Source organism: Cutibacterium namnetense (assembly GCF_001642025.1).
Classification (GTDB): domain Bacteria; phylum Actinomycetota; class Actinomycetes; order Propionibacteriales; family Propionibacteriaceae; genus Cutibacterium; species Cutibacterium namnetense.
In genome coordinates this window covers 242,766-263,600 of sequence record NZ_LWHO01000001.1, presented here as the reverse complement: position 1 = coordinate 263,600, position 20,835 = coordinate 242,766, and the positions used below count along the sequence as shown (strand labels likewise).

The following is a 20,835-nucleotide window of genomic DNA, read 5'->3' as shown; positions in this document are numbered from 1 at the left end:
GGGTCAGTCCTCCTCAGTGTTGGCGAGGATTTCAGCGATGTGAATCGGCTTGACGCCTGAATTCTGGCGCGACAGCACACCACCGATATTCATGAGGCAAGAGTTATCGCCGGCGACGACATACTCGGCCTCGGTCTCGCGGACGTGGCGGGCCTTGTCGGCGGCCATTGCCGCACTCATATCGGGGTTCTTGATGCAGAAGGTGCCGCCGAACCCGCAGCACTGCTCGGCCATCGGCAGGTCGACTAAGGTCATGCCCTTGACATGGCGCAGCAGCTCGTAAGGACGATCACCAAGGTTCAGCAGCCGCTTGCCATGACAAGACGGGTGATACGTCACCCGGTGCGGGAAATAGGCGCCCACGTCGGTAACGCCGAGGATGTCGATGAGGAACTCGGGTACGTCGTAGGTGCACTGACTGGTGTGCTCGACCTCCTTAGCCAGACCAGAGTCTCCGGCATGCCCGGCGAGCATCGGGTGCTGGTCACGGACGGCGGCGACGCAGGACCCCGACGGCGCGACGATGTAGTCGTAGTCCCCGAAGGCTCGCACATACTGACGGACGGTGGGAATCCCCTCGTCAAAGTATCCGGTGTTGGTCGTCATCTGGCCACAGCAGGTCTGCTCCCGTGGAAACTCGACCTTGCAGCCGAGGCGCTCCAACAGGGTGGTGACGGCCACGCCCGTCTGGGGGAACATCACGTCATTGATGCACGTGATGAACAGCCCGACGGTTATGCCCGCCCCCGGCAAGCCGGGCGAGGCAGCCCTGGTGCCAGGGCTGGTAGTGGTTGTCATGGTGACCTCCATTGATAATGAACGGATGCCAGGCGGTGTCATCCGTCAGCAGATTCAGGGGACCATCCATCCGAGCACCGGGGTCGACATGAGGCCGACGATGATGCACATCAGGACGAGAAGGATGATCGAGAATTTAAAAACCTTGCGCAGGATGACCGACTCACCGCCGACCAGGCCTATCGCGGTAGCCGCGATGGTTAGCGACTGCGGGGAAATCATCTTGCCGACGACACCACCGGATGCGCCCGCACCAACCAGCAGATGCCGCATACCGTCTATACCAAGATACGACCCGGCACCGACCTGCTGTCCAACACTGCTTTGTAAGCCGGAGAACAGAATGTTGGCGGAGGTATCGGAGCCAGTGACGTATGTGCCGATCCAGCCGAGAATCGGTGCCAGGAACGGGTAGACCGCTCCTGCTCCAGCGATGAACATGCCGAGAGCAAGGGTCTGGCCGGAATCACCCATGACATAAGCCAAGGCGACGACCATCCCGATAGTCAGCATCGAAAACTTCATCTTCTTGGCGTTGACCCACAGCTCCTTGAAGACGTCGGACAGGGGCACCCGGTAGATGAGGCCCACAAGGATTGCGACGATGGCGAGCAAGAAGCCGGGCTGGGACAGCCACTGCCAGGTGTAGGTCTGGTGAGCAGCAGCCTTGCCGCCGGTGGTCATGAGTCCCGACAGGCCAGGCCAGGCCATCTTGACGTCGGCGGCCTTCAGGCTCTCCTGGACGGCGGGGATGGCAGCGATTCCAAACACCACGATGACGAGGATGTAAGGAACGAGGGCCATAAAGATGCGGTTGCCGGCCAGGTCAGAGGTGTCGACTTCCTGAGCCTCGACAGACTCGGTCTCGACAGCCGGATCCATCGGGACGCCAATACGCTCGGCAGCTTCGCGACCACCCTTGGGCTTCCAGACCTTGAGGAACAGCAAGGAAAGGGCAACGGTGACAACCGCAGCGAAGATCTCAGTGAGGTTGTAGACCGGGGTGCCACCGACAATGACCTTCGTCACACCGAAGACGATGCCAACGAACAGACCGAAGGGCCAGCATTCACGAACACCCTTACGGCCGTCCATGATCGCCAGCATGAGGAAAGGCACGACCAGACAGAGCAGCGCGCAGACGCGGGCGGTGACCGGAGCCACTACCGCAACGTCCAGGCCACCTGTCTTGGCGGCCATGAGGACCGGCAGACCGACGGCGCCAAAAGCCACCGGGACGGTATTAGCGACCAAAGCAGTGACGGCACCACGGAGCTTGCCAAAGCCGATAGCGATGAGCATCGCAGCAGCGATGGCGACGGGGGCACCAAACCCAGCCAAAGCCTCCAGTAGACCGCCGAAGCAAAAGGCGATGAGGATACCTAACACACGCGGGTCATCGCTGATGAGGAAGAAGGTGCGGCGCAGGTCGTCGAAACGGCCGGAAATGACCGTCACCTGATACATCCAGATGGCACCCAGCAGGATCCACGAAATCGGGAAGAGTCCGTAGAGGAAGCCTTGGACACTTGAGGAAAATGCCATTCCAATCGGCATATGGAAGGCGGTAATCGCCACAATGAGGGCGACACCCCACGAAAAAAGGCCAGCTAAGTGCGCCTTCCAACGCAGCGCACCAAGGGTAATGAGCATGGCTAGCACGGGCAGAACGGCCAAGAGGGCCGACAGCCACTGCGACCCCAGCGGATTGGCCGATGGGGTGAAGGTCTGGAGAAGAACCATCGAAGAACTCCGTTGTTCAACCACTGCCTACGGTCGGCTAACCGCTGGCAAGATCGGACCGCTTTGGTCCGACCAATAGTACGGTAGGACCATTTCCCATGGACGTCAAGCACTTCCGTTCAAACAAAGAACATGTAGTCGATCATCAGTGCATCAAATAAGGGCGGCCTAATTTTCGCGGGGATATGAGCTGCCCTTTGCATGCGCCAAATCCACCCTTCCCAGGCGTTGGACATACGAGACGTGTTCGGTGACAATGAAGCAGCTCACCGACGAGGACCCAGCCATGACACAGACCCGCGACGCCGACCCCAGTCGACCGAAACCGCATGCTCAACAGCGAGCATCACAGACGATTCCGAGCACCGCTTCGAAACCGGGCGGGTTCTCGGTCGCCATGCGCCACATTGACCACGAGATCCTCGCCGGACGGTGGGTCAACGGTTCCCGCCTTCCCCCTGAGCGGGAGCTCGCGGCTTCACTGGGCATCAGTCGAGGGGCAGTCCGAGAAGCCATTCGGGCCTTGGAAGCCCAGGGAATCTTGTCCTCCGGCACTGGACGCGGCAATGGCACCCGCGTCGACGCCCGTCCCTCGGACGCCATGGGACGCATACTGCGGCTGCAATTAGCCCTCGAGGTCGTCTCCTTCGCTGACCTCACCGAAACTCGAGTGGCGCTCGAAAAGGCCGCCTGCGCTGCAGCCGCGCAAGTGCGTGCGCTTGGACCCTTAGCCCGGGCGACAAACCTCCTCGCTCAGATGCACGACGCCCTGCAACCTGACTCCTTCAACGCCCTCGATACCGCCTTCCACGTTGCCTTAGCGGAGGCCGGGGACAACCGTCTCATGAGCGATCTGGCGGTGGCCATCCGCGAGGCGGTGCACTTACCCATCTTGGAAGCCGAGCATTCTCTTATCGGATGGGAGCACTGGCGCGACGGTCTGGTCTGCGACCACAAAGAGATGCTCGCCGCAATCGAGAACGGTGACCCCGAGCGAGCCGCCGAAGTCGCCGAAGTTCACATCCGCAATGCCTACGAGACTCTGCTCATCGGCCGAGATTGACGCCCATCTGCCCCAATCACCTCTGCTGCTTATCCAACTCTCCCTCGAGCCGCTCCAGCTTGGCCGTCATCTCACCGGTACGGCCGGGGCGAATATCGGCCTTGAGTACGAGGGACACCCGAGTCCCATACTGCGCAACCGCTTCGGTGGCCCGTTTGACGACGCCCATGACCTCATCCCACGAGCCCTCGATCTCGGTGAACATCGACGAGGTGTGGTTGGGTAGTCCAGAATCGCGAATCACCCTGACGGCGGCAGCAACGGCGTCGGCGACGCCACCATCCTCCCGTGAAGCTCGACCACCGCTGGGAACAAGACTGAAGGCAACGATCATGATTACAGTCTTGCACCACCAGCCAGCAACCTCACGGGGTTCGGCTCCGGGAGCACTCACCATTCCGAGTACCCCAGACCTTGCCACATTTCGATAACAATATGGTTCGTAATTCCGCAATCTCGATCACGGTTTAGGCAAACCTTCCTGCACCAAATTTCATTAACCATACCCTGACCTGCACGCTCTTTCATCTGTGGTCTAATATCGTCACGAGGTTCGCTTGTGATCCCCACATTCACAATCCGAAATGCCGCATTTCCAACAGGAAGAGCTAGGTATGAGCGCCGAGACTACGACGAGTGACACGACCGTCACCGACGACCAGAACGGATACGTCATCAAAGAGAACCAGGACATCACCGCGCGTCCTGATCTGGCCCGCACAACCGGTCGCGTCACCCCCACCCGTACCCGCAGACCCGTCTACCTCGACATGCTCCCTCCCTGCAATGCCGGATGCCCGGCCGGCGAGAACATTCAAGAGTGGCTGCGCCTCATCAAGGCCCACGACGAGGAAAAGGCCTGGCGTCAACTGACCGCCGATAACCCCTTCCCCGCCATCCACGGCCGCGTCTGCTACCACCCCTGCGAGGTGGCCTGTAACCGCGCCGACCTCGATGGCGCCGTATCCATCCACTCCGTCGAGCGCTACCTTGGCGACCTCGCCATCGAGAAGGGCTGGAAGTTCACCACGCCCACGAAACCCTCCGGACACCGCGTCCTCGTCATCGGCGCCGGCCCGGCCGGCCTATCCGCCGCCTACCACCTGGCAATGCTTGGCCACGACGTCGAGATCCACGACGCCGGCGACAAAGTCGGCGGCATGATGCGCTACGGCATCCCCGAGTACCGCCTGCCGCGCGAGATCCTCGACGCCGAAGTGGCACGCCTCACCGACCTCGGCATCAAGATCGTCCTCAACCACCCCGTCAACGACCTCATGGAAGAGAAAGCCAAGGGACGTTTCGACGCCGTCTTCGTGGCCATCGGCGCCCACCTATCCAAACGCGTCGACATCCCGACCGTCGATGCCTCCCGAATGGTCGACGCCGTAAGCTTCCTGCACAACGTCGCCGCCGGCGAAAAACCGCTCATTGGGCGACGTGTCGCTGTTTACGGTGGCGGCAACACCGCCATGGACGCCGCCCGCGTAGCCAAGCGTCTCGGAGCCGAGGAATCCATCGTCGTCTACCGACGCACCGCCGAGCAGATGCCAGCCCACGCCGAGGAGCGCGAAGAAGCCGAGCGCGAAGGCGTCCAGATGAACTGGCTGCGCACCATCACTGACGTCGGCGAGGACCTCACCGTCGAAGTCATGGAACTCGACGAAAATGGCAAGCCGCACGGCACCGGACGCTACGAGAAGCTCGAGGCCGACACCGTCATCCTCGCCGTCGGCCAGGACGCCGACACCAGCTTCCTACACAAGATGCCCGGCATGAGGTTCCGCAACGACGTCGTTGACGTCAACCCCTCAACCCTCATGACCGACGTCCCCGGTATCTTCGCCGGTGGCGACACCGTCCCCTCCGAGCGCACCGTGACGATCGGCGTCGGCCACGGCAAACGTGCCGCCCGTCAGATCGACCTGTGGCTGAACCGTCAATCCGGTTACCCAGCCGCCAAGAACACCACGGTGGGCTTCAACGACCTCAACCTGTGGTATTTCGGCGACCATCTGCGCCGCAACCAGCCCGAACTCGACCCAACCCAACGCGTCGGATTCGACGAGATCGTCGGTGGACTCACCGAACAGCAGGCCCACTTCGAGGCTGGACGATGCCTATCTTGCGGCAACTGCTTCGAATGCGACGGCTGCTACGGCTCTTGCCCCGAGGACGCCATCACCAAGCTCGGCAAAGGCCACCGCTACGAATTCGACTATGCCAAGTGCACCGGATGCGCCACCTGCTTCGACCAGTGCCCAGTCCACGCCATCGAGATGATCCCCGAAGGCACAGACCCGGCCACCGTGCAGGGATCCGGCAACCCCACACCCGGCTGCGCGGTACGTCCTGAACCCAACCCACGACGGTCAGCTTCACTGAAGTTCACCATCGACACCGAGAACTGAGAAGGAGGACTGACCATGGCAAATAGCTCCGACTCCCGCGTCCGCACCATTGCCGACGGCAACACCGCCGCCGCCTCGGTCGCCTACCGCTGCAACGAACTGTGCTCGATCTACCCGATCACCCCGTCCTCCCCGATGGCCGAGACCGCCGACGAATGGTCTGCCGCCGGGCGCAACAACATCTGGGGCGACATCCCCACCGTCATGGAGATGCAGTCCGAGGGCGGCGCCGCCGGGGCCATGCACGGCGCCCTACAGGGCGGCGCCCTGAGCACCACCTTCACAGCCTCCCAAGGCCTGCTGCTCATGATCCCGAACATGTACAAGATCGCTGGCGAGCTCACCAGCACGGTCTTCCATGTGGCCGCCCGTTCGCTGGCTGCCCAAGGCCTATCCATCTTCGGCGATCACCAAGACGTCATGGCCTGCCGTCAGACCGGCTTCGCCATGTTGTGCTCCTCAACCGTGCAGGAATGCCACGACCTGGCTCTCATCAGCCAAGCTGCGACGATGCACTCCCGCGTACCCTTCATGCACTTCTTTGAAGGCTTCCGTACCTCCCACGAGCTCAACGTGCTCGAGATGCTTTCAGACGACGACATCCGTCACTTCATTACCGACGACCTCGTCCACGCCCACCGGGAACGCGCCCTGTCTCCGGCCCACCCGTTCATCCGCGGCACCGCCCAGAACCCCGACACCCACTTCCAGGCTCGCGAAGCCGCGAACAAGTACTACGAGAAGGTGCCCGGCATCGTCCAGTCCCTGATGGACGAATTCGCTCAGGTCGTCGGACGCCAATACCACCTCGTCGAGTACCACGGTGATCCCGAAGCCACCGAGGTCATGGTCTGCATGGGTTCCGGCGCCCGCACCATCGAGCACACCATCGACCACCTCAACGTCCAAGGCCACAAACTCGGCCTCGTCGAGTTGCACCTGTTCCGTCCCTTCCCGGCCGCCGAAATCGTCAAAGCCATCCCGCAAACGGCGCGTACCGTCGCCGTTCTGGACCGCACCAAGGAGCCCGGCTCGAACGGCGAGCCTCTCTTCCTTGACGTGCTGGCTGCCCTATCCGAGGCACACTCCCGCGGCACCCGCGATTCCATGCCGATTGTCTCGGGCGGTCGTTACGGCATCTCGTCAAAGGAGTTCACCCCCGGCATGGTGGCCGGGATCGCCGCCGAGCTCGAGCTGGAGAGTCCGCGTCCCCGCTTCACCATCGGCATCGATGACGACGTCACCGGCATCTCCCTACCGTGGGAACCCCTCGACATCGAGGACCCCAAAACGATCCGTGCCGTGTTCTACGGCATGGGTTCCGACGGCACCGTCGGTGCTAACAAGAACACCATCAAGATCCTCGGGTCGGACCCCGACACCTACGCCCAGGGCTACTTCGTCTACGACTCTAAAAAGTCCGGATCCAGAACAACCTCCCACCTGCGCTTCGGACCCAAACCGATCGAAGCCCCCTACTTGGTCAGCCAAGCCGGATTCATTGGCATTCATGCCTGGGGAATTCTGGAGTCCGTCGACGTCCTGACGATGGCTCGCGAAGGCACTACCGTCCTCCTGAACTCCCCCTATGACGCCGACCAGGTGTGGGACAAGTTGCCCGACACCATGCAGCGTCAGATCCTCGACAAACACCTCGACCTATGGACCATCGACGCCCTGTCCGTAGCCCGCAAGGTGGGTCTACGTAACCGCACCAACACCATCCTGCAAACCTGCTTCTTCGCGATTTCTGGTGTGCTGCCCAAGGACGAAGCCATCGCGAAAATCAAGGACTCGATCCAGAAAACCTACGGTAAAAAGTCCCAGAAGATCGTCGAAATGAACCACGCGGCCGTCGACGCCTCCCTGGAACACCTACACCAGGTCAAGGTTCCAGACCAGATGACTGCCAACCACAGTCTCATCCCCGCCGTGCGCGAAGACTCCCCCGAGTTCGTCAAAAATGTCACCGCCCGGATGATCGAGGGTTTCGGCGACCTGCTGCCCGTGTCGGCCCTGCCCGATGACGGCACCTACCCCGCCGGCACCACAAAGTACGAGCAGCGAACGCTGTCGGACGTCATCGCCACGTGGGAACCCACCGCATGCATCCAGTGCGGCAACTGCGCCTTCGTCTGCCCACACGGCGTCATCCGCGCCAAGTACTACCCGCAATCTCAGCTCGACGGGGCCCCAGAATCCTTCCAGTCCGCAGAACTCAATGCCGCCGGCCTGCCAGAATCCTGCTACACCCTGCAAATCGTCCCCGACCAGTGCACCGGCTGTGGGCTGTGCGTCGAGGCCTGCCCGGCCCACCCCGTCGGCGAACCTGACCGCAAGGCCATCAACCTCGAAGAACACCTCGACAAAACCGTCCAGCGCGAAAACGTCGAGTTCTTCGAGACAATCCCGGTTAATGACCGCTCCCGCGTCGACTTCGCCACCGTACGAGGCACCCAGTTCCTGGAACCCCTCTTCGAGTTCTCCGGAGCCTGCTCCGGGTGTGGCGAGACGCCCTACGTCAAGCTCATCACCCAGCTCTTCGGTGACCGCGCCGAAGTTGCTAACGCCACCGGCTGCTCCTCCATCTACGGCGGTAACTTGCCGACAACCCCGTGGGGCAAGAACGCCTCAGGACGTGGCCCGGCATGGTCGAACTCGCTCTTCGAGGACAACGCCGAGTTTGGCCTGGGCATGCGGATGGCCGCCAACGTCCAAACCGACCTCGCCAAGCGTCGCCTCCAGGAGGTGTCCAGCGGGCTCGACCCGGAGCTCGTCGAGGACCTACTGCACGCCCCGCAGCTAACCGAGCATGACCTGCAGAGCCAACAGCGCCGCGTCAAGGAGCTACAGACCAAGCTCGCACATATGGAACAGACCCCGGCCGTGCGCGACCTCATGAGTGTCGCCGACCACCTACTACGCCGGTCGGTGTGGATTATCGGCGGTGACGGCTGGGCCTACGACATTGGTTCCGGTGGCGTCGACCACGTGCTCGCCTCCGGCCGCGACGTGAACGTCCTGGTCCTCGACACCGAGGTGTACTCCAATACCGGTGGTCAGGCCTCGAAATCGACCCCGCTGGGCGCCGTCGCCAAATTCGCCTCGGCGGGCAAGCCCACCGCTAAGAAAGACATGGCCCTGCAAGCCATCGCCTACGGATCGGTGTATGTCGCCCGCGTGGCCCTGGGCGCCGATCCGCAGCAAACCCTGCGGGCCTTCCGCGAGGCCGAAGCCTATCCTGGCCCAAGCCTCATCATCGCCTACAGCCACTGCATCGCCCACGGCTACGACCTGCGCAACGGCCTGGACCAGCAGTACAAGGCAGTCCACTGCGGACACTGGCCGCTTATGCGTTACAACCCGGTACTCGCCGACAAAGGACGCAACCCATTCCTACTCGACTCCCCCAAGCCCGACGAGACGTGGCGGGAATACACCAAACTCGAACTGCGCTACCGGATGCTTCAGAAAGCTCATCCGGAAGAAGCCGAACGTATGCTGGACCTGGGACAGCGCCAGGTGGAGCGCCGCTACGCCGAGTATGCCGAGATGGCATCCCGCACCGCCGAGGACTTCGCCATCGATGCCCGGATGTCCGAGTTCGCTGCCACCTCCAACCGCGCCTGACAGCCACGAAGGAATGACGTGCCATGAGTGATCTTCACACCAAGTACATGGGGCTAACCCTAAGGTCGCCTCTGGTTGCCTCCGCCGGCCCCATCCAGCAGAACGTTGACGGGGTTAAGGCCCTCGCCGAAGCCGGAGTCGGAGCCATCGTTATGTACTCCCTGTTCGAGGAACAGGTGAGGCACGAGGAGGCCCGGCAAGCCGAGATCGAGCTCGAGTACATGGATTCATTCGCAGAATCGCTCAGCTTCTTCCCGACCGTGGCCAGCAACCAGGGCGGCATCACCGAGCGCTACCTCGCCCATCTGGAGGCCAGCGCCAATGCCGTTAACATTCCCGTCATTGCGTCTCTCAATGGCGCAACAAACGGCGGGTGGGTCGACACCGCCAAGCGGATGGAAGAGGCTGGCGCAGCAGGCATCGAGTGCAACATCTATATGGTGCCCGGCGACCTTCAACAGTCCGCCGAGGAAGTCGAGGACCGCCACGTCGAGATCGTCCAAGCCGTCAAGGACGCCGTGGGCGTACCAGTTGCCGTCAAGCTCTCACCATTTTTCTCCGCCCTGGGCAACATGGCCACCCGCCTAGACGCCGCCGGCGCCGACGCCCTAGTGATGTTCAACCGGTTCCTGCAACCTGACATCAACGTCGAGACGATGCAGGTGGAGCCCGGAGTGTGGCTGTCGTCCCCGGCTGACGCTCGGCTACCGATGACGTGGATTGCTGCACTGTCGGGTCGCATTGGCGCCTCGCTAGCTGCCTCCTCGGGTGTCGAAACTGCCGATGACGTCATCAAATATCTGCTTGCTGGAGCCGACGTCGTCATGACCACCTCAGCGCTGGTGCGTCACGGCGCCGGGTACGCGGCCGAACTGCAGAAAGGTCTGGAGTCCTACCTGCAGCGCAAGCAGGTCGACCTCGACAAGCTGCGCGGAATGCTCGCCGTGCCACGTGATGCCTCGACTGCCGAGTACGAGCGCAACGGTTACGTCGCGGCCCTCGAAAAGGCCAAAACGACCTACGGATCCTGACACTCACATCCACAGGGGCCGGTGGCGATCGTCACCGGCCCCTCGCTATGCCTGCTGCCGCTGTTCGAAAAGTTCCCAGGCCAACAGCGGCGCGCCCCACCCGCACGCCTCTGCACGTCTCCGCCCACCCCTCCCCGACCACGTGTGGTAATCGGGGTGGTGATGGTGTCCCGCGCCATCCCAGGTGGCTCGCTCCCTCATCACCAACCGGAATACCACAGCAACATCGTGAGCCCGCGCCTCAGGAAACCAGCCGTATCCGATGACCATGCCGCTCGCTGCCGAGATCGGTCATACGACTGGCCACCGGGTTCTGAGAGCCAGCTGTGGTAAACGGGTTCCGCATAGGGCCCGCCGCCACCTCGACTGGCCCTAGGACGCTAAGGAACCAGGATTTCCACGAGTTATCATCAATCCAGTACCGCTTCCGGTCGTCAGGAGGATCAATGTCCCGCTCATCACACTTCACCGCACCATCGCCTGCGAAGCGCCACCCGTTACGCACCCTGAGCCGTCTTGGCGTAGGCGGCTTACTGGCTTACGCCGGTGTCGGTCACCTCACCTTCGTTCGCGAAGAATTCCAGGCCCAAGTACCCGACTGGGTACCGCTGGACGATGACACGGTTGTCTTGTTATCCGGTGCCGCCGAGATCATCCTCGGGACCGCCTTGCTGTCAGGCCGCCACAAGAAATTCTGGGGACGCAGCGCCGCCGCCTTCTTCACCGCGATTTTCCCGGGCAACGTCGGCCAGCTTGTCGAGCACAAGGATGGATTCGGCCTCGACGACGACCGCAAACGCGCAATTCGCTTGCTCTTCCAGCCCATCCTGGTGGGTCTGGCCCTGGAAGGCACTCGCGAGGACTGACCCCGGGCTGCGGTTGCGTTCGTGGCGCCGTCCGCGAGTAGCGATCATGCCCGGTAGGGTTGGTTTGCGCCTAAACCCAGGAGGAAAGATGCCGCAACGCAAGGTCAGCGTGATCAATCACTACGCCTTTCCACCGGGATCGGGCGGCATCACCCGGAACTTTGACATGTTTTCCCGGCTGCATAACTGGCAGCCTCACTTCTACGCCGCCGACATCAACCACACCTCAGGCGAGCGCATGACGGTTGACGACCCGCGCTACACCCTCGTCCCGATCCCGGAGTACAAGGGCAACGGGGTCAAGCGGGTCCTCGGCTGGGTCGCCTTCGCCGCCGGCGCCGGAGCCAGAGCCCTGAGCCGCCCGGCCGATGTCATCTTCGCCTCTTCACCACAGATTTTGGCCCCGGCAGCCGCGATGGTCGTTGCCGCTGTACGTCGCAAGCCATTCGTCGTCGAAATCCGCGACCTATGGCCAGAATCCTTGGTATCCGGCGGCGCTCTCAAGGAAGGGTCAGCCCTACATAAGGTGCTGCAAGGGTTGGAGAAGACCATCTACGCCCACGCTCGCCAGATCGTCGTCGTGACGAAAGGCTGGGAGGACCACTTCCGCAAACTCGGCATCAACGTCGATAAGGTCACCGTTGTCCCCAATGGCGCCGACCTGGCCGAATACGAGGTCGAGGAGTCCCGCGAGGAGTTGCGCAAAGAGTACGGCATCTCCGGGTTCACCGCGGTGTTCTCGGGGACCCACGCCAACTACGTCGGGCTGGACCTCATCGTCGACGCCGCCCGTCGTCTGCCCGACGTCAACTTTCTATTAGTCGGCGCCGGGGCGCGTAAGCAGTGGGCCATCGACGAAGTCGCGAAACTCGGCCTAACCAACGTCACCTTCCACGACCAGGTACCGAAGTCAGAGTTGGTACGCATCCTGTCGGCCTGTGACGTCGGTCTGCACACGGTGTCCCCGCAATCGGTCTTTGACAAGGGCATGAGCCCCAACAAGCTCTACGACTACATGGCTGCCGGGCTGGCGGTCGTCTCCAACGCCAAGGTACCCATCCGCGACGTCATCAGCGACGACGAGGTGGGCGCATGCGTCGACCCCACCGACCTCGTCGCCGGCATCGAACGGGTACGTGACGCTGACGAGGCCACCATGAAACGCTGGCATGAGCGGGCCCGTGAACTCATGACGCACAAGTACTCCCTGCAGGCATCCGTCGACAAGCTGGCGACGGTGCTAGAGAAGGCGCTGTATCGCTGAGCGCGTATCACACGTTCAGCCAAACAGCGCCGCCGCCAGGGCCGGAACCGCGACGACGCACACCGCGAGCACCACGCCCCACAGGTCACGGACACGCCAGCGTGACTCCACCGCGTAAGTTCGGCGGGTCGCCGTCGCGAATCCGCGGGAGTCCATCGCCCGGCTCAGAATTTCCGAGGATCTCATGGCGTATAGCACCATCGCGAAGGTCATGGACGAGAGGTACTTAATCCGCGAAGACAGGGACCGTTTGGGGCCCAACCCACGCAGGTTGCGCACATCGGACTGAATGCGCCACTGGTCGCCGAGGTGGCCCATCCGCACCACTCCAGCCACCGAAGCCACCACCGGACGCTGCGGCAAGTGGGCCTGCTGAACCAAAGCGTCACCCAACCGAGTAGGGTCGACGGCCGCCGAGGCGAGTGCCCCTGGCAGAACGAAGACGAGGATCCTCAGTCCCTGACGAGCCGCTTCCCGCCACGCCGCCGGATCGGTGAACCCGCTGTGCAATAGCAGGGTCGTCCAGACCATCATCACCGCAGCGACGAGAACCGGCACCGCCCGCACCACCAATGGTTTGACGCGGCGGGAACACATCGGAGCCATCGCAGCGGCCGGGATAAGACCAATAGCCCCAATAAGAGGGGAGCGCACAAAGAGCGACCCGAAAATCCCAGCAATGGCAATGAGAAGAACAACCAAGGGATTGATCGTCGTCAAGAAGGCCGCACTTTCTTCCCGACGCTCATCGGGGGTGGGGTCTGGAACGCGGTAAGCGGCGACGTCAACGATCTCGTCAGCCATTTCGATGACCTGACGATCGTGGGACGAAACGACGACGGCGACGCCCGAGTCGGCCGCAGCACGGATCGCTGACAGCACGCTCGCGCCACGGTCGTCGTCGAGGCCGACGGTTGGCTCATCGAGGAGAAGAAGATCCGGGTGCTGGGCCAGGGCTGCCGCGATAGCAAGGCGCCGCTTCTCACCCCCAGAACACGTCATGGGGTGGGAGTCCAAGATCGCCTTGAGTCCGAAAGTCCTCACCAGGCCCCTAAGATCGGCATCCTCGGGAACCATCGGCGAGGCAAACAATTCGTCCGCAGCCGTCTGGGCCACCAAGTAGTTCTCCGGGTTCTGCGGTACCCAAGCGACCTGACCCGGCAGCGTAAGCTCACCGGATGCGGGCGCGTCAAGGCCGGCCAGCAACCTCAGCAAAGTGGATTTGCCAGCCCCGCTCGGACCCGACACGACGGTGATAAGACCACGCCGAGCCGACATGGTGACGCCTCGCAGCAGGAGGTCGTCGGACTGGGGACGGTGAGCATCGATAGCACTGGCGCGCACAACCGTCTCGCCCGCGATGGAAGTGTGCGGCGACAATGACACCGCCTCGCGTGAATCCAGGAAGTCTTCAAAATCCCAGACCTTCTTGAGAGTGCCGTGATCGGTCAACTCGACGACCTGGTCAAGGACGCCCCGCCACTGGTCAGGATGGTGATCAACGACGAGAACAGTCCGATCGTGGGCCATCCAGGCAACCTCGTCACGGATCGCCATGGCCGACTCCTCGTCGAGCATGGAGATGGGCTCGTCGAGCAGCAGCAGGCCAGGATTGGTGGCGAGGATCCCCGCGATGGCCAGGCGCTGCATCTGGCCACCGGACATCTTCGTAGTCGAGTGGTCCGTGGGCATAGCGAACCTGGCTCGTCGTTGGGAATCCTCGACAACCGGCCAGATGTCCTCGCGCGGGACCCGGTGGTTCTCCGGGCCAAAAGCAATATCTCGCCCACACGTAGCAGCGACGACGGAATGGATCGGCTCCTGCTGCAGCAGACCGACGTTCACCCCGCCGGACCACGTGCTCACCCGACCGGCAAGGTCGTAGCTTTCTTCCTCCAGTAAGCCGCCGATAGCGTGCAGCAAAGTAGTCTTACCAGCCCCCGACAGCCCGGCGATAAGCACCCGGGACCCCGCCGCCAAATGGAGATCGATAGGGCCAAGGATGGGCTCATCACGATCAGGGACACCGACCGTCAACCCCTCCACGTCCACCGGCACCGCCCGGCGACCGGAGACCTCGTCAGTCTGGCTAGTACGGGTCAAAACATCAGTCATGACAGGTTTCGCGATGACGCTGTGCTCCGGGCCGACTTCCTACCGCCACGCAATTCACGAGAAACTACGAAGGGGTTGAGGGCACCAGCAGCCACAAGACCACGGACGATACCCCACGCCACCAGACCGCCAAGCAGCGCTCCGGAAACGGTCATGAAAACGAAGTAGGCGATCGTATCGCCGAAGCGGAACATCGAGTAGTAGGAGTTGCTCTCGTAGATAGCCTCAGCAAAGCCGGTCAGAGCTCCGGCCACCAGAACAAGCTTCGGACCGGCCTTGCGGTAGGCGACGACGAGCAAACACAGCTCCATCGGCAAACCCTGGATGACGCCGGAGATGAGGGTTCCAGGCCCCCACGGGCCGCCAAGAGCCGCCTCAATCGCGGCCGCCAAAACCTCGGCAAGCAAAGCCGCACCGGGTTTACGGACGATAAGCCCGGCAAGAAATGCCGGTAAAAACCAAATGCCGGCAAGCATGCCCTCGATGGGCATATACACCGACGTAACCGGTTTGAGGAGACTATATACCGCCCCATAGCCAAGGAAGATGACGCCGAATGCCACGGCAATCATCACCGGAGTGACGATGTCAATAGTGCGGTATCGCACAGCTGGTTTGTCGTTGGTCATGGAAGTCCTTCCGCTCATTCGGAAGGGGCGCGAAAGCGCGAAGAGCCCGACTCCCTACGCCGGTCCTAACCGGTTCAGGTTCGAGGGTCTGGGCGGTGCCCACTCTCAGCATCCGACGATGCTCCCCTGTCGTTGCCCTTGATCATAGCCACGAGGCCGGCAGACCACCACCGCTCGCATCACTCGACCACCGCTCGCGGCACCCAACACCCCGGCACCTGTGGCAATCATGGTCAGGAAGCACTCACGAGCCACTCCGCGTGGTTGCCCACGGGATCCAAAACCAATTCACCACACGTACCGCGGCGCCCAGACGCTACGTCAGTCCCTCCGCAGAGCGCGGTTGGTGTGCTTGGTTGGAGTAGCCGTCATAGGGTCCTCCGGCCAGGGGTGTTTGGAGTAGCGTCCCCGGTTTTCAACTCTCACCGCGGGATACCCGCTGGTCCAAAAACTCGCCAGGTCGTCGGTGACGGCTAATGGCCGTCGTGCCGGGGATAGTAGGTGCAGGACCACCCTCACCCGACCGTCACAAACCGTCGGTCCGTCAGCCCAGCCAAAACACTCCTGGAGCTTGACTGCAAGGACCGGGGAAGCATCACTACCGGGCTCGGGGTAGTCGACGCGGATCCGCGACCCACTGGGGACGGTGATGGTCTCGGGGACGACCTCGTCAAGACGGGCGGACTCCTGCCAGCCCAGCAGCCCCCGCAAACCCGAGGTCGCGTCGCCTCCCCGTCCTGCCGCCAACGCGTCGAGGTCAAGCCACTCCTCGACGCGGGCTAACAGGGCCTCATCACTGACATCGGGCCAGGGATCACCAAGCACCCGATGAGCAAAGGCGAGACGGCGGCGCACAGACTCACCGTTCTTCGTCAGGCCCGCTACGTCGAGCCCCCGGGCCCTGACCGCCTCCAGCGCCGCGTGGCGAGCCTGCGCCGGATCCGGACGGACAGGAGTCGACGACAACTCGATGGCCCCAAGCCGCGACACTCGCCGACCCCGTACTTTCCCGCCATCCCAGGTCGCCGTCGTATCACTCGTCAACATCGCCGCACCAGACTCCAAAGCAGCCGACTCCGCGAGCGGGGCAGCGGCCCGGATGAGAGCGCCATCGGTAAGACGGGAAGTGCGCGCCACCGCTAGCCACGGCTGCCCGAGCAGTCCTGACGGGCAATTGCGAGGTAAGTCGACCCCCGTGCCTCAAGCCAGTAAATACGACGTGGAGCCCACCCCCCGGCTGCGAGCGATCCATCCCGGGCGGGCAAGAGAAACGACGGTAGCGACAGCAGCATCATCGGTAGTGCCAGTAGAGGGAATGTCGTTGATCAGCCGCGCCAGCCGATCAGCTTCGCGCCGCCACATCGTAGCCTCCGGGTGTTTCCCGGACCGCAGTTGACGCCATTGCCCGACGAGGTCAACCTGACCATCATCCAAGCCAAGCATCGCGGTGATCTCGGCGCAGCGACGCGAGCCGACGCTGGCAGCGCCGTCTGTCAGAGCCCTAGCCAGTCGCGGATCAAGGGGAAACGTGGCAAGGTGACGTCCCCTGCTGTGATCCGCCCCTCCGCGTCGACGGCACCCAGACCTCGCAGTTCTTCTTCGGCGGCGGCCACCCGATCCTGTGGCAATGGTGTTGGCAGTGCCATCCCTTCACCACGAGGAGATCCCCACACCGCTAAAGACAACAAGGGTGCCAAAAGGTCAGCGTGGTCGACCTCGGGAGCAGGATCGGCGCACATACCCGCCCAGTCTTGGGCACGCAGGCAGCGCACTGCTACCCCCGGGCCCAAACGCGCTGCGCGCCCGGCCCTCTGCACTGCTGAGGCGCGAGATTCCCGGACCGTCACTAAACCTGTCATGCCTCGACCACGATCAAGTCTCGGTTCACGTGACAGCCCGGAGTCGACAACGAGCCTCACGCCAGGCACCGTCAGGGAAGATTCCGCGACAGCCGTCGAGACGATGACGCGACGCACGCTCCCCGGATCTGACAAGGCATGATCCTGTTCTCGTGCCGACATCGCCCCAGACAGTCCGACAACCTCCATCCCGGCGAGTCGGGAGCGCAAATCCGCGACGACGTGGTCGACCTCGCGGGCTCCCGGAACAAAGACAAGTGCCGACCCTTCCGCGTGGCGATTAAGCGCATCAATGGTCACGGCGCCAAGATGGCTCAGAAATTCGCGGCTCACTCCCCGAGATTCCACAGCAGCACCAGCTGCCGGCGCCCACTCCACCTCGAGTTCGTGCACAGCGGAGGCCACCTCGATGACCGGGGCCGGCTCATCGCCGCCAAGAAGGGTCGCCCGCCCGGAGCTGTCAACGGTTGCCGACATTGCGACAATGCTCAGATCATCGCGCAATTGGGCAACCTCGCACACCATTGCCACAACAAGGTCAGCGTCGAGGTGACGCTCATGGACCTCATCGAGGATGACGGCATCCACCCCAGTCAGATCGGGGTCGTTGAGTAAACGGCGCAGCAACACCCCGGTGGTGACGAACTCCACCTTGGTGTCGCGGGTTGTCGTCGATTCGCCACGCACGGTGTGCGACGCGAACGCCCCGGGGCGAGTCCCGGTCAGTGTGGCAAGTCGGCGGGCAGCGGCCCTTGCTGCCACCCGACGTGGCTGGGTGACGATGACCCGACCAGAACACCTCGAGGCCACCAAGGGCGGGACGAATGTTGTCTTACCGGTGCCTGGCGGAGCGACGATGACAGCTCGCCTGCCTTGTAAAGCCGTGGTGATCTCGTCCCGGTACGCGGCGACCGGAAGCCCGGCCCCAACTCTCGCAAGGTCTGGACCAGAATTCCTCGTCACTGAGCGGTCCCCCACCCCAGCGTCTCCCTGTCATCGAGGGGATCAGGAGCGGTGGCCTCGGCAACAGAGCGATCGGTCATCGCCTCAGCGGGAGCGTCAGCCAGCGACCACTGCGTGGCAGGAATCACCAACCATGAGTCAGCCACGTTTTCAACGATCATCGTCATGATCATGACTGCGTCAGGCTCGGAACCCGGCAGCGCAGCAAATTCGTCAGGACTAACCCATTGCAGCTCCTGAGACTCTCCCGGACGCGGCTTCTCCGCCGGATCGCCATGGGCGACCATCGCCACGACAATGTCCGAGTGGAAGTGGCCCGGGTATGGGCTGTGGGTGTTGAGGAGCACCGGGGTGGGATGCATGAGGTCGTGCACGCCGTCGGGCAGCCGGTTCCAGGGCTGCAGAACGCTCAACTGGTCGATGCGGTAGCCCGTTTCCTCATGAAGCTCGTGCGCGAGAGCCTGCCAGGGATTCTCGGTATGTTCGACGTGCCCGCCAGGCTGGATCCACAGGTTCATCTTGCGGTGCTTATGCACCAGCGCCTTCCACTGCCGACGATGAACGCCGTCAGACGGAAACTGTCTGAGGATCCACGCACTGATCGTCACGTCGTGTCCGTGCGGCTGCGTGTGGAGATGTGGCATGATCCCAGCCTGTCACGCTGGAAGCGGAAGTGCCCCTTCTATACCCCTCCGTAGGACCCAACTCATTGCGAGTTACAGCACATTTTTGGGAGAATCGTCACATCACAACATCATTCGGAGGATTTAGATGGGCATCAATACCCTGTTGTCAGACATCGGCCTGCCGGGCCTGGGTCACAAACCGGTTCTGGCGGACTCCAAACCCCGAGTTGTTATCGTCGGTGCCGGGTTCGGCGGCTTAGCTGCTGCCGAGAAGACTGCCGAAGCAGGGTGCGACGTCACCCTCATCGACCGCAACCCGTACACCACATTCCAGCCACTGCTGTACCAGGTTGCGACCGGTGGTCTAAACCCTGGTGATGTCACCTACCGACTTCGCTCCTTCGCTGCCCACAACGGTCCGCGCACCCATTTCCGTCGCGCTTCCGTGACCGGTATCGACACCGATAACCGGATCGTCGAAGTCGACAACGGCGACCCCATCTCCTACGACTATCTCATCCTGTCCCAGGGCGTCGGGGCCAACTTCTTCGGAACTCCTGGCGCGGCCGAGAACTCGCACACCATTTACACCCGGGCATCCTCGCTACGCGCTCGCGACGCCATCTTCACCCACCTTGAAGACCTCGACACCCAGCGCAACAAGACCTTCGACGTCATCATCGTTGGCGGCGGCCCGACCGGCGTTGAGATGGCCGGAACCCTCGCCGAAATGAAATCGATCGGCATCCCGGCAATCTTCCCGGACGTGTCCACCGACCGAGTCCACGTGACCCTCGTCGAGATGGCCGACCACCTCCTCATGCCCTTCGACCCAGCGCTGCGCCACTACACTCGCCGCCAGTTGCATAAGCGCGGCGTAGATGTGCGCACCAAGACCGCCATCGCCGAAGTGCGCGAAGATTCCGTACTCCTCAAGGATGGCCAAACCCTCCCGGCCGATATGGTCATCTGGGCTGCCGGCGTCGGTGCCCACAAGTCCGTCGCCAATTGGGGGTTTGAGCAGGGCCGCGGCGGCCGCATCGCTACCGCCGGCACCCTCCTCGTCAACGGCCAGGATCGCATCTTCGCTATCGGCGACGGTGCCATCAACACCGAGGATCCCCAACCCCAACTCGCGCAGCCTGCCATCCAGGGAGGTGAGTGCGTTGCCCGTCAGATCGTTCACCTCGAGCTCGGCGAGCCGCTGGAGAAGTTCGAGTACAACGACAAGGGCACGATGGCGACGATCGGCCGCAACTCCGCCGTCGTACAGTTGTCCGAAAAATTCAAGTTCACCGGTATCGGTGCATGGCTGACGTGGGTCACCGTGCACGTCTACACCCTGCTGGGCGGCCGCAACCGTCTGCAGGCCATGATCAACCTCGGCGCCCGCTACATCGCCTTCCATCGCGAAGCCGGAGCCATCGTCGGCGATGTCCTTACTGAGGAAGGTAAGGAGGACATGAACAAGAATGCCCTTCGCGACGATGACGAAAAGGGAGCCAAGCCTATCGATGGGAAGAAGTGAGGAAAATGAATACGCCCGAAATCAACTCTGAAGAGATCGACAAGGGCACCCTCATTGCCGTCGCGGTGGCCGCTGTCACCGTTGTCGGGATCGCACTGGTGGCCGCGCGCAAGGGACCAGCGGATAAGAAGACGGGCTCCCAGGACCCGTCCTTGTTCGAGAATCTCGCTAAGCGCAAGCCCTTCGGTGGTCGCATAACCCATCGCCGCGATCCGCGAGCTGATGGCCATGCGACCCCGATGGGTGGCACCGGACGAGTGTCAACGGCCCCGGACTTTTACTCCTACAAGTGACGATTCGTTAGGGGCG

The 20,835-nt window shown here is 62.6% G+C and carries 14 protein-coding genes, 1 pseudogene and 1 riboswitch; of the genes and pseudogenes, 8 read left to right on the top strand and 7 right to left on the bottom strand.

From position 1 onward, the window contains the following. Window positions 1-3 precede the first annotated feature (3 nt). Complete coding sequence (locus A5483_RS01075; RefSeq protein WP_063810761.1) at window positions 4-810, bottom strand: (Fe-S)-binding protein; 807 nt, start codon at window positions 808-810, stop codon at window positions 4-6. A 42-nt stretch (window positions 811-852) separates the two neighbouring features. Beyond that, entirely contained in the window at window positions 853-2,541 is a 1,689-nt protein-coding gene (locus tag A5483_RS01070) for an L-lactate permease (RefSeq protein WP_063810760.1), read from the bottom strand. Between the two features lie 397 nt (window positions 2,542-2,938). On the opposite strand from A5483_RS01070, the gene A5483_RS01065 reads away from it, so the two are divergent. Further along, the gene (locus tag A5483_RS01065; RefSeq protein WP_063810934.1) at window positions 2,939-3,604 is read left to right on the top strand and encodes a FadR/GntR family transcriptional regulator; all 666 of its coding nucleotides are present in this window, start codon (window positions 2,939-2,941) and stop codon (window positions 3,602-3,604) included. A gap of 16 nt (window positions 3,605-3,620) precedes the next feature. Here A5483_RS01065 and A5483_RS01060 read toward each other — a convergent pair whose 3' ends face one another. Next, window positions 3,621-3,938 carry a thiamine-binding protein gene (locus tag A5483_RS01060; protein WP_063810933.1) on the bottom strand — a complete coding sequence of 106 codons (318 nt, stop codon included), beginning with the start codon at window positions 3,936-3,938 and terminating at the stop codon, window positions 3,621-3,623. A gap of 250 nt (window positions 3,939-4,188) precedes the next feature. On the opposite strand from A5483_RS01060, the gene A5483_RS01055 reads away from it, so the two are divergent. From A5483_RS01055 to A5483_RS01035, 5 genes are all read left to right on the top strand, one after another. Then, entirely contained in the window at window positions 4,189-6,015 is a 1,827-nt protein-coding gene (locus tag A5483_RS01055; RefSeq protein WP_042843192.1) for an NAD(P)-binding protein, read from the top strand. Between the two features lie 15 nt (window positions 6,016-6,030). Then, window positions 6,031-9,645, top strand: a complete 3,615-nt coding sequence (gene nifJ, locus A5483_RS01050; RefSeq protein ID WP_063810759.1) for a pyruvate:ferredoxin (flavodoxin) oxidoreductase — start codon at window positions 6,031-6,033, stop codon at window positions 9,643-9,645. 23 nt (window positions 9,646-9,668) lie between these two features. Next, on the top strand, window positions 9,669-10,676 hold the full coding sequence (locus A5483_RS01045) for a dihydroorotate dehydrogenase-like protein (protein ID WP_063810758.1): 1,008 nt from the start codon (window positions 9,669-9,671) through the stop codon (window positions 10,674-10,676). Window positions 10,677-11,122: 446 nt separating this feature from the next. Continuing rightward, the gene (locus tag A5483_RS01040; RefSeq protein WP_002550207.1) at window positions 11,123-11,542 is read left to right on the top strand and encodes a DoxX family protein; all 420 of its coding nucleotides are present in this window, start codon (window positions 11,123-11,125) and stop codon (window positions 11,540-11,542) included. Between the two features lie 88 nt (window positions 11,543-11,630). Continuing rightward, window positions 11,631-12,806: a glycosyltransferase family 4 protein gene (locus A5483_RS01035; RefSeq protein WP_002550103.1), complete on the top strand. Its 1,176-nt coding sequence runs from the start codon at window positions 11,631-11,633 to the stop codon at window positions 12,804-12,806. Between the two features lie 15 nt (window positions 12,807-12,821). Here A5483_RS01035 and A5483_RS01030 read toward each other — a convergent pair whose 3' ends face one another. From A5483_RS01030 to A5483_RS01015, 4 genes and pseudogenes are all read right to left on the bottom strand, one after another. Next, window positions 12,822-14,921, bottom strand: coding sequence for an ATP-binding cassette domain-containing protein (locus A5483_RS01030; RefSeq protein ID WP_063810757.1), 2,100 nt, complete (start codon window positions 14,919-14,921; stop codon window positions 12,822-12,824). Next, window positions 14,918-15,550 (bottom strand): ECF transporter S component, encoded by a 633-nt coding sequence (locus A5483_RS01025; RefSeq protein ID WP_063810756.1) that lies wholly within the window; start codon window positions 15,548-15,550, stop codon window positions 14,918-14,920. The genes A5483_RS01030 and A5483_RS01025 overlap by 4 nt, the downstream gene beginning before the upstream one ends. A gap of 34 nt (window positions 15,551-15,584) precedes the next feature. Further along, window positions 15,585-15,688: riboswitch (TPP riboswitch) on the bottom strand. 183 nt (window positions 15,689-15,871) lie between these two features. Then, a pseudogene (gene hrpB / locus A5483_RS01020) lies at window positions 15,872-18,387 on the bottom strand (ATP-dependent helicase HrpB). Continuing rightward, window positions 18,369-19,016, bottom strand: a complete 648-nt coding sequence (locus tag A5483_RS01015; RefSeq protein WP_063810755.1) for an NUDIX hydrolase — start codon at window positions 19,014-19,016, stop codon at window positions 18,369-18,371. The pseudogene hrpB and the gene A5483_RS01015 overlap by 19 nt, the downstream one beginning before the upstream one ends. A 127-nt stretch (window positions 19,017-19,143) precedes the next feature. Between A5483_RS01015 and A5483_RS01010 the strand changes: the two genes are divergently transcribed. Both A5483_RS01010 and A5483_RS01005 read left to right on the top strand, forming a co-directional pair. After that, a complete protein-coding gene (locus A5483_RS01010; protein ID WP_063810754.1) occupies window positions 19,144-20,526 on the top strand; it encodes an NAD(P)/FAD-dependent oxidoreductase in 1,383 nt (460 codons plus the stop codon). Continuing rightward, window positions 20,523-20,819: a hypothetical protein gene (locus tag A5483_RS01005; protein WP_193790407.1), complete on the top strand. Its 297-nt coding sequence runs from the start codon at window positions 20,523-20,525 to the stop codon at window positions 20,817-20,819. The genes A5483_RS01010 and A5483_RS01005 overlap by 4 nt, the downstream gene beginning before the upstream one ends. Window positions 20,820-20,835 lie beyond the last annotated feature (16 nt).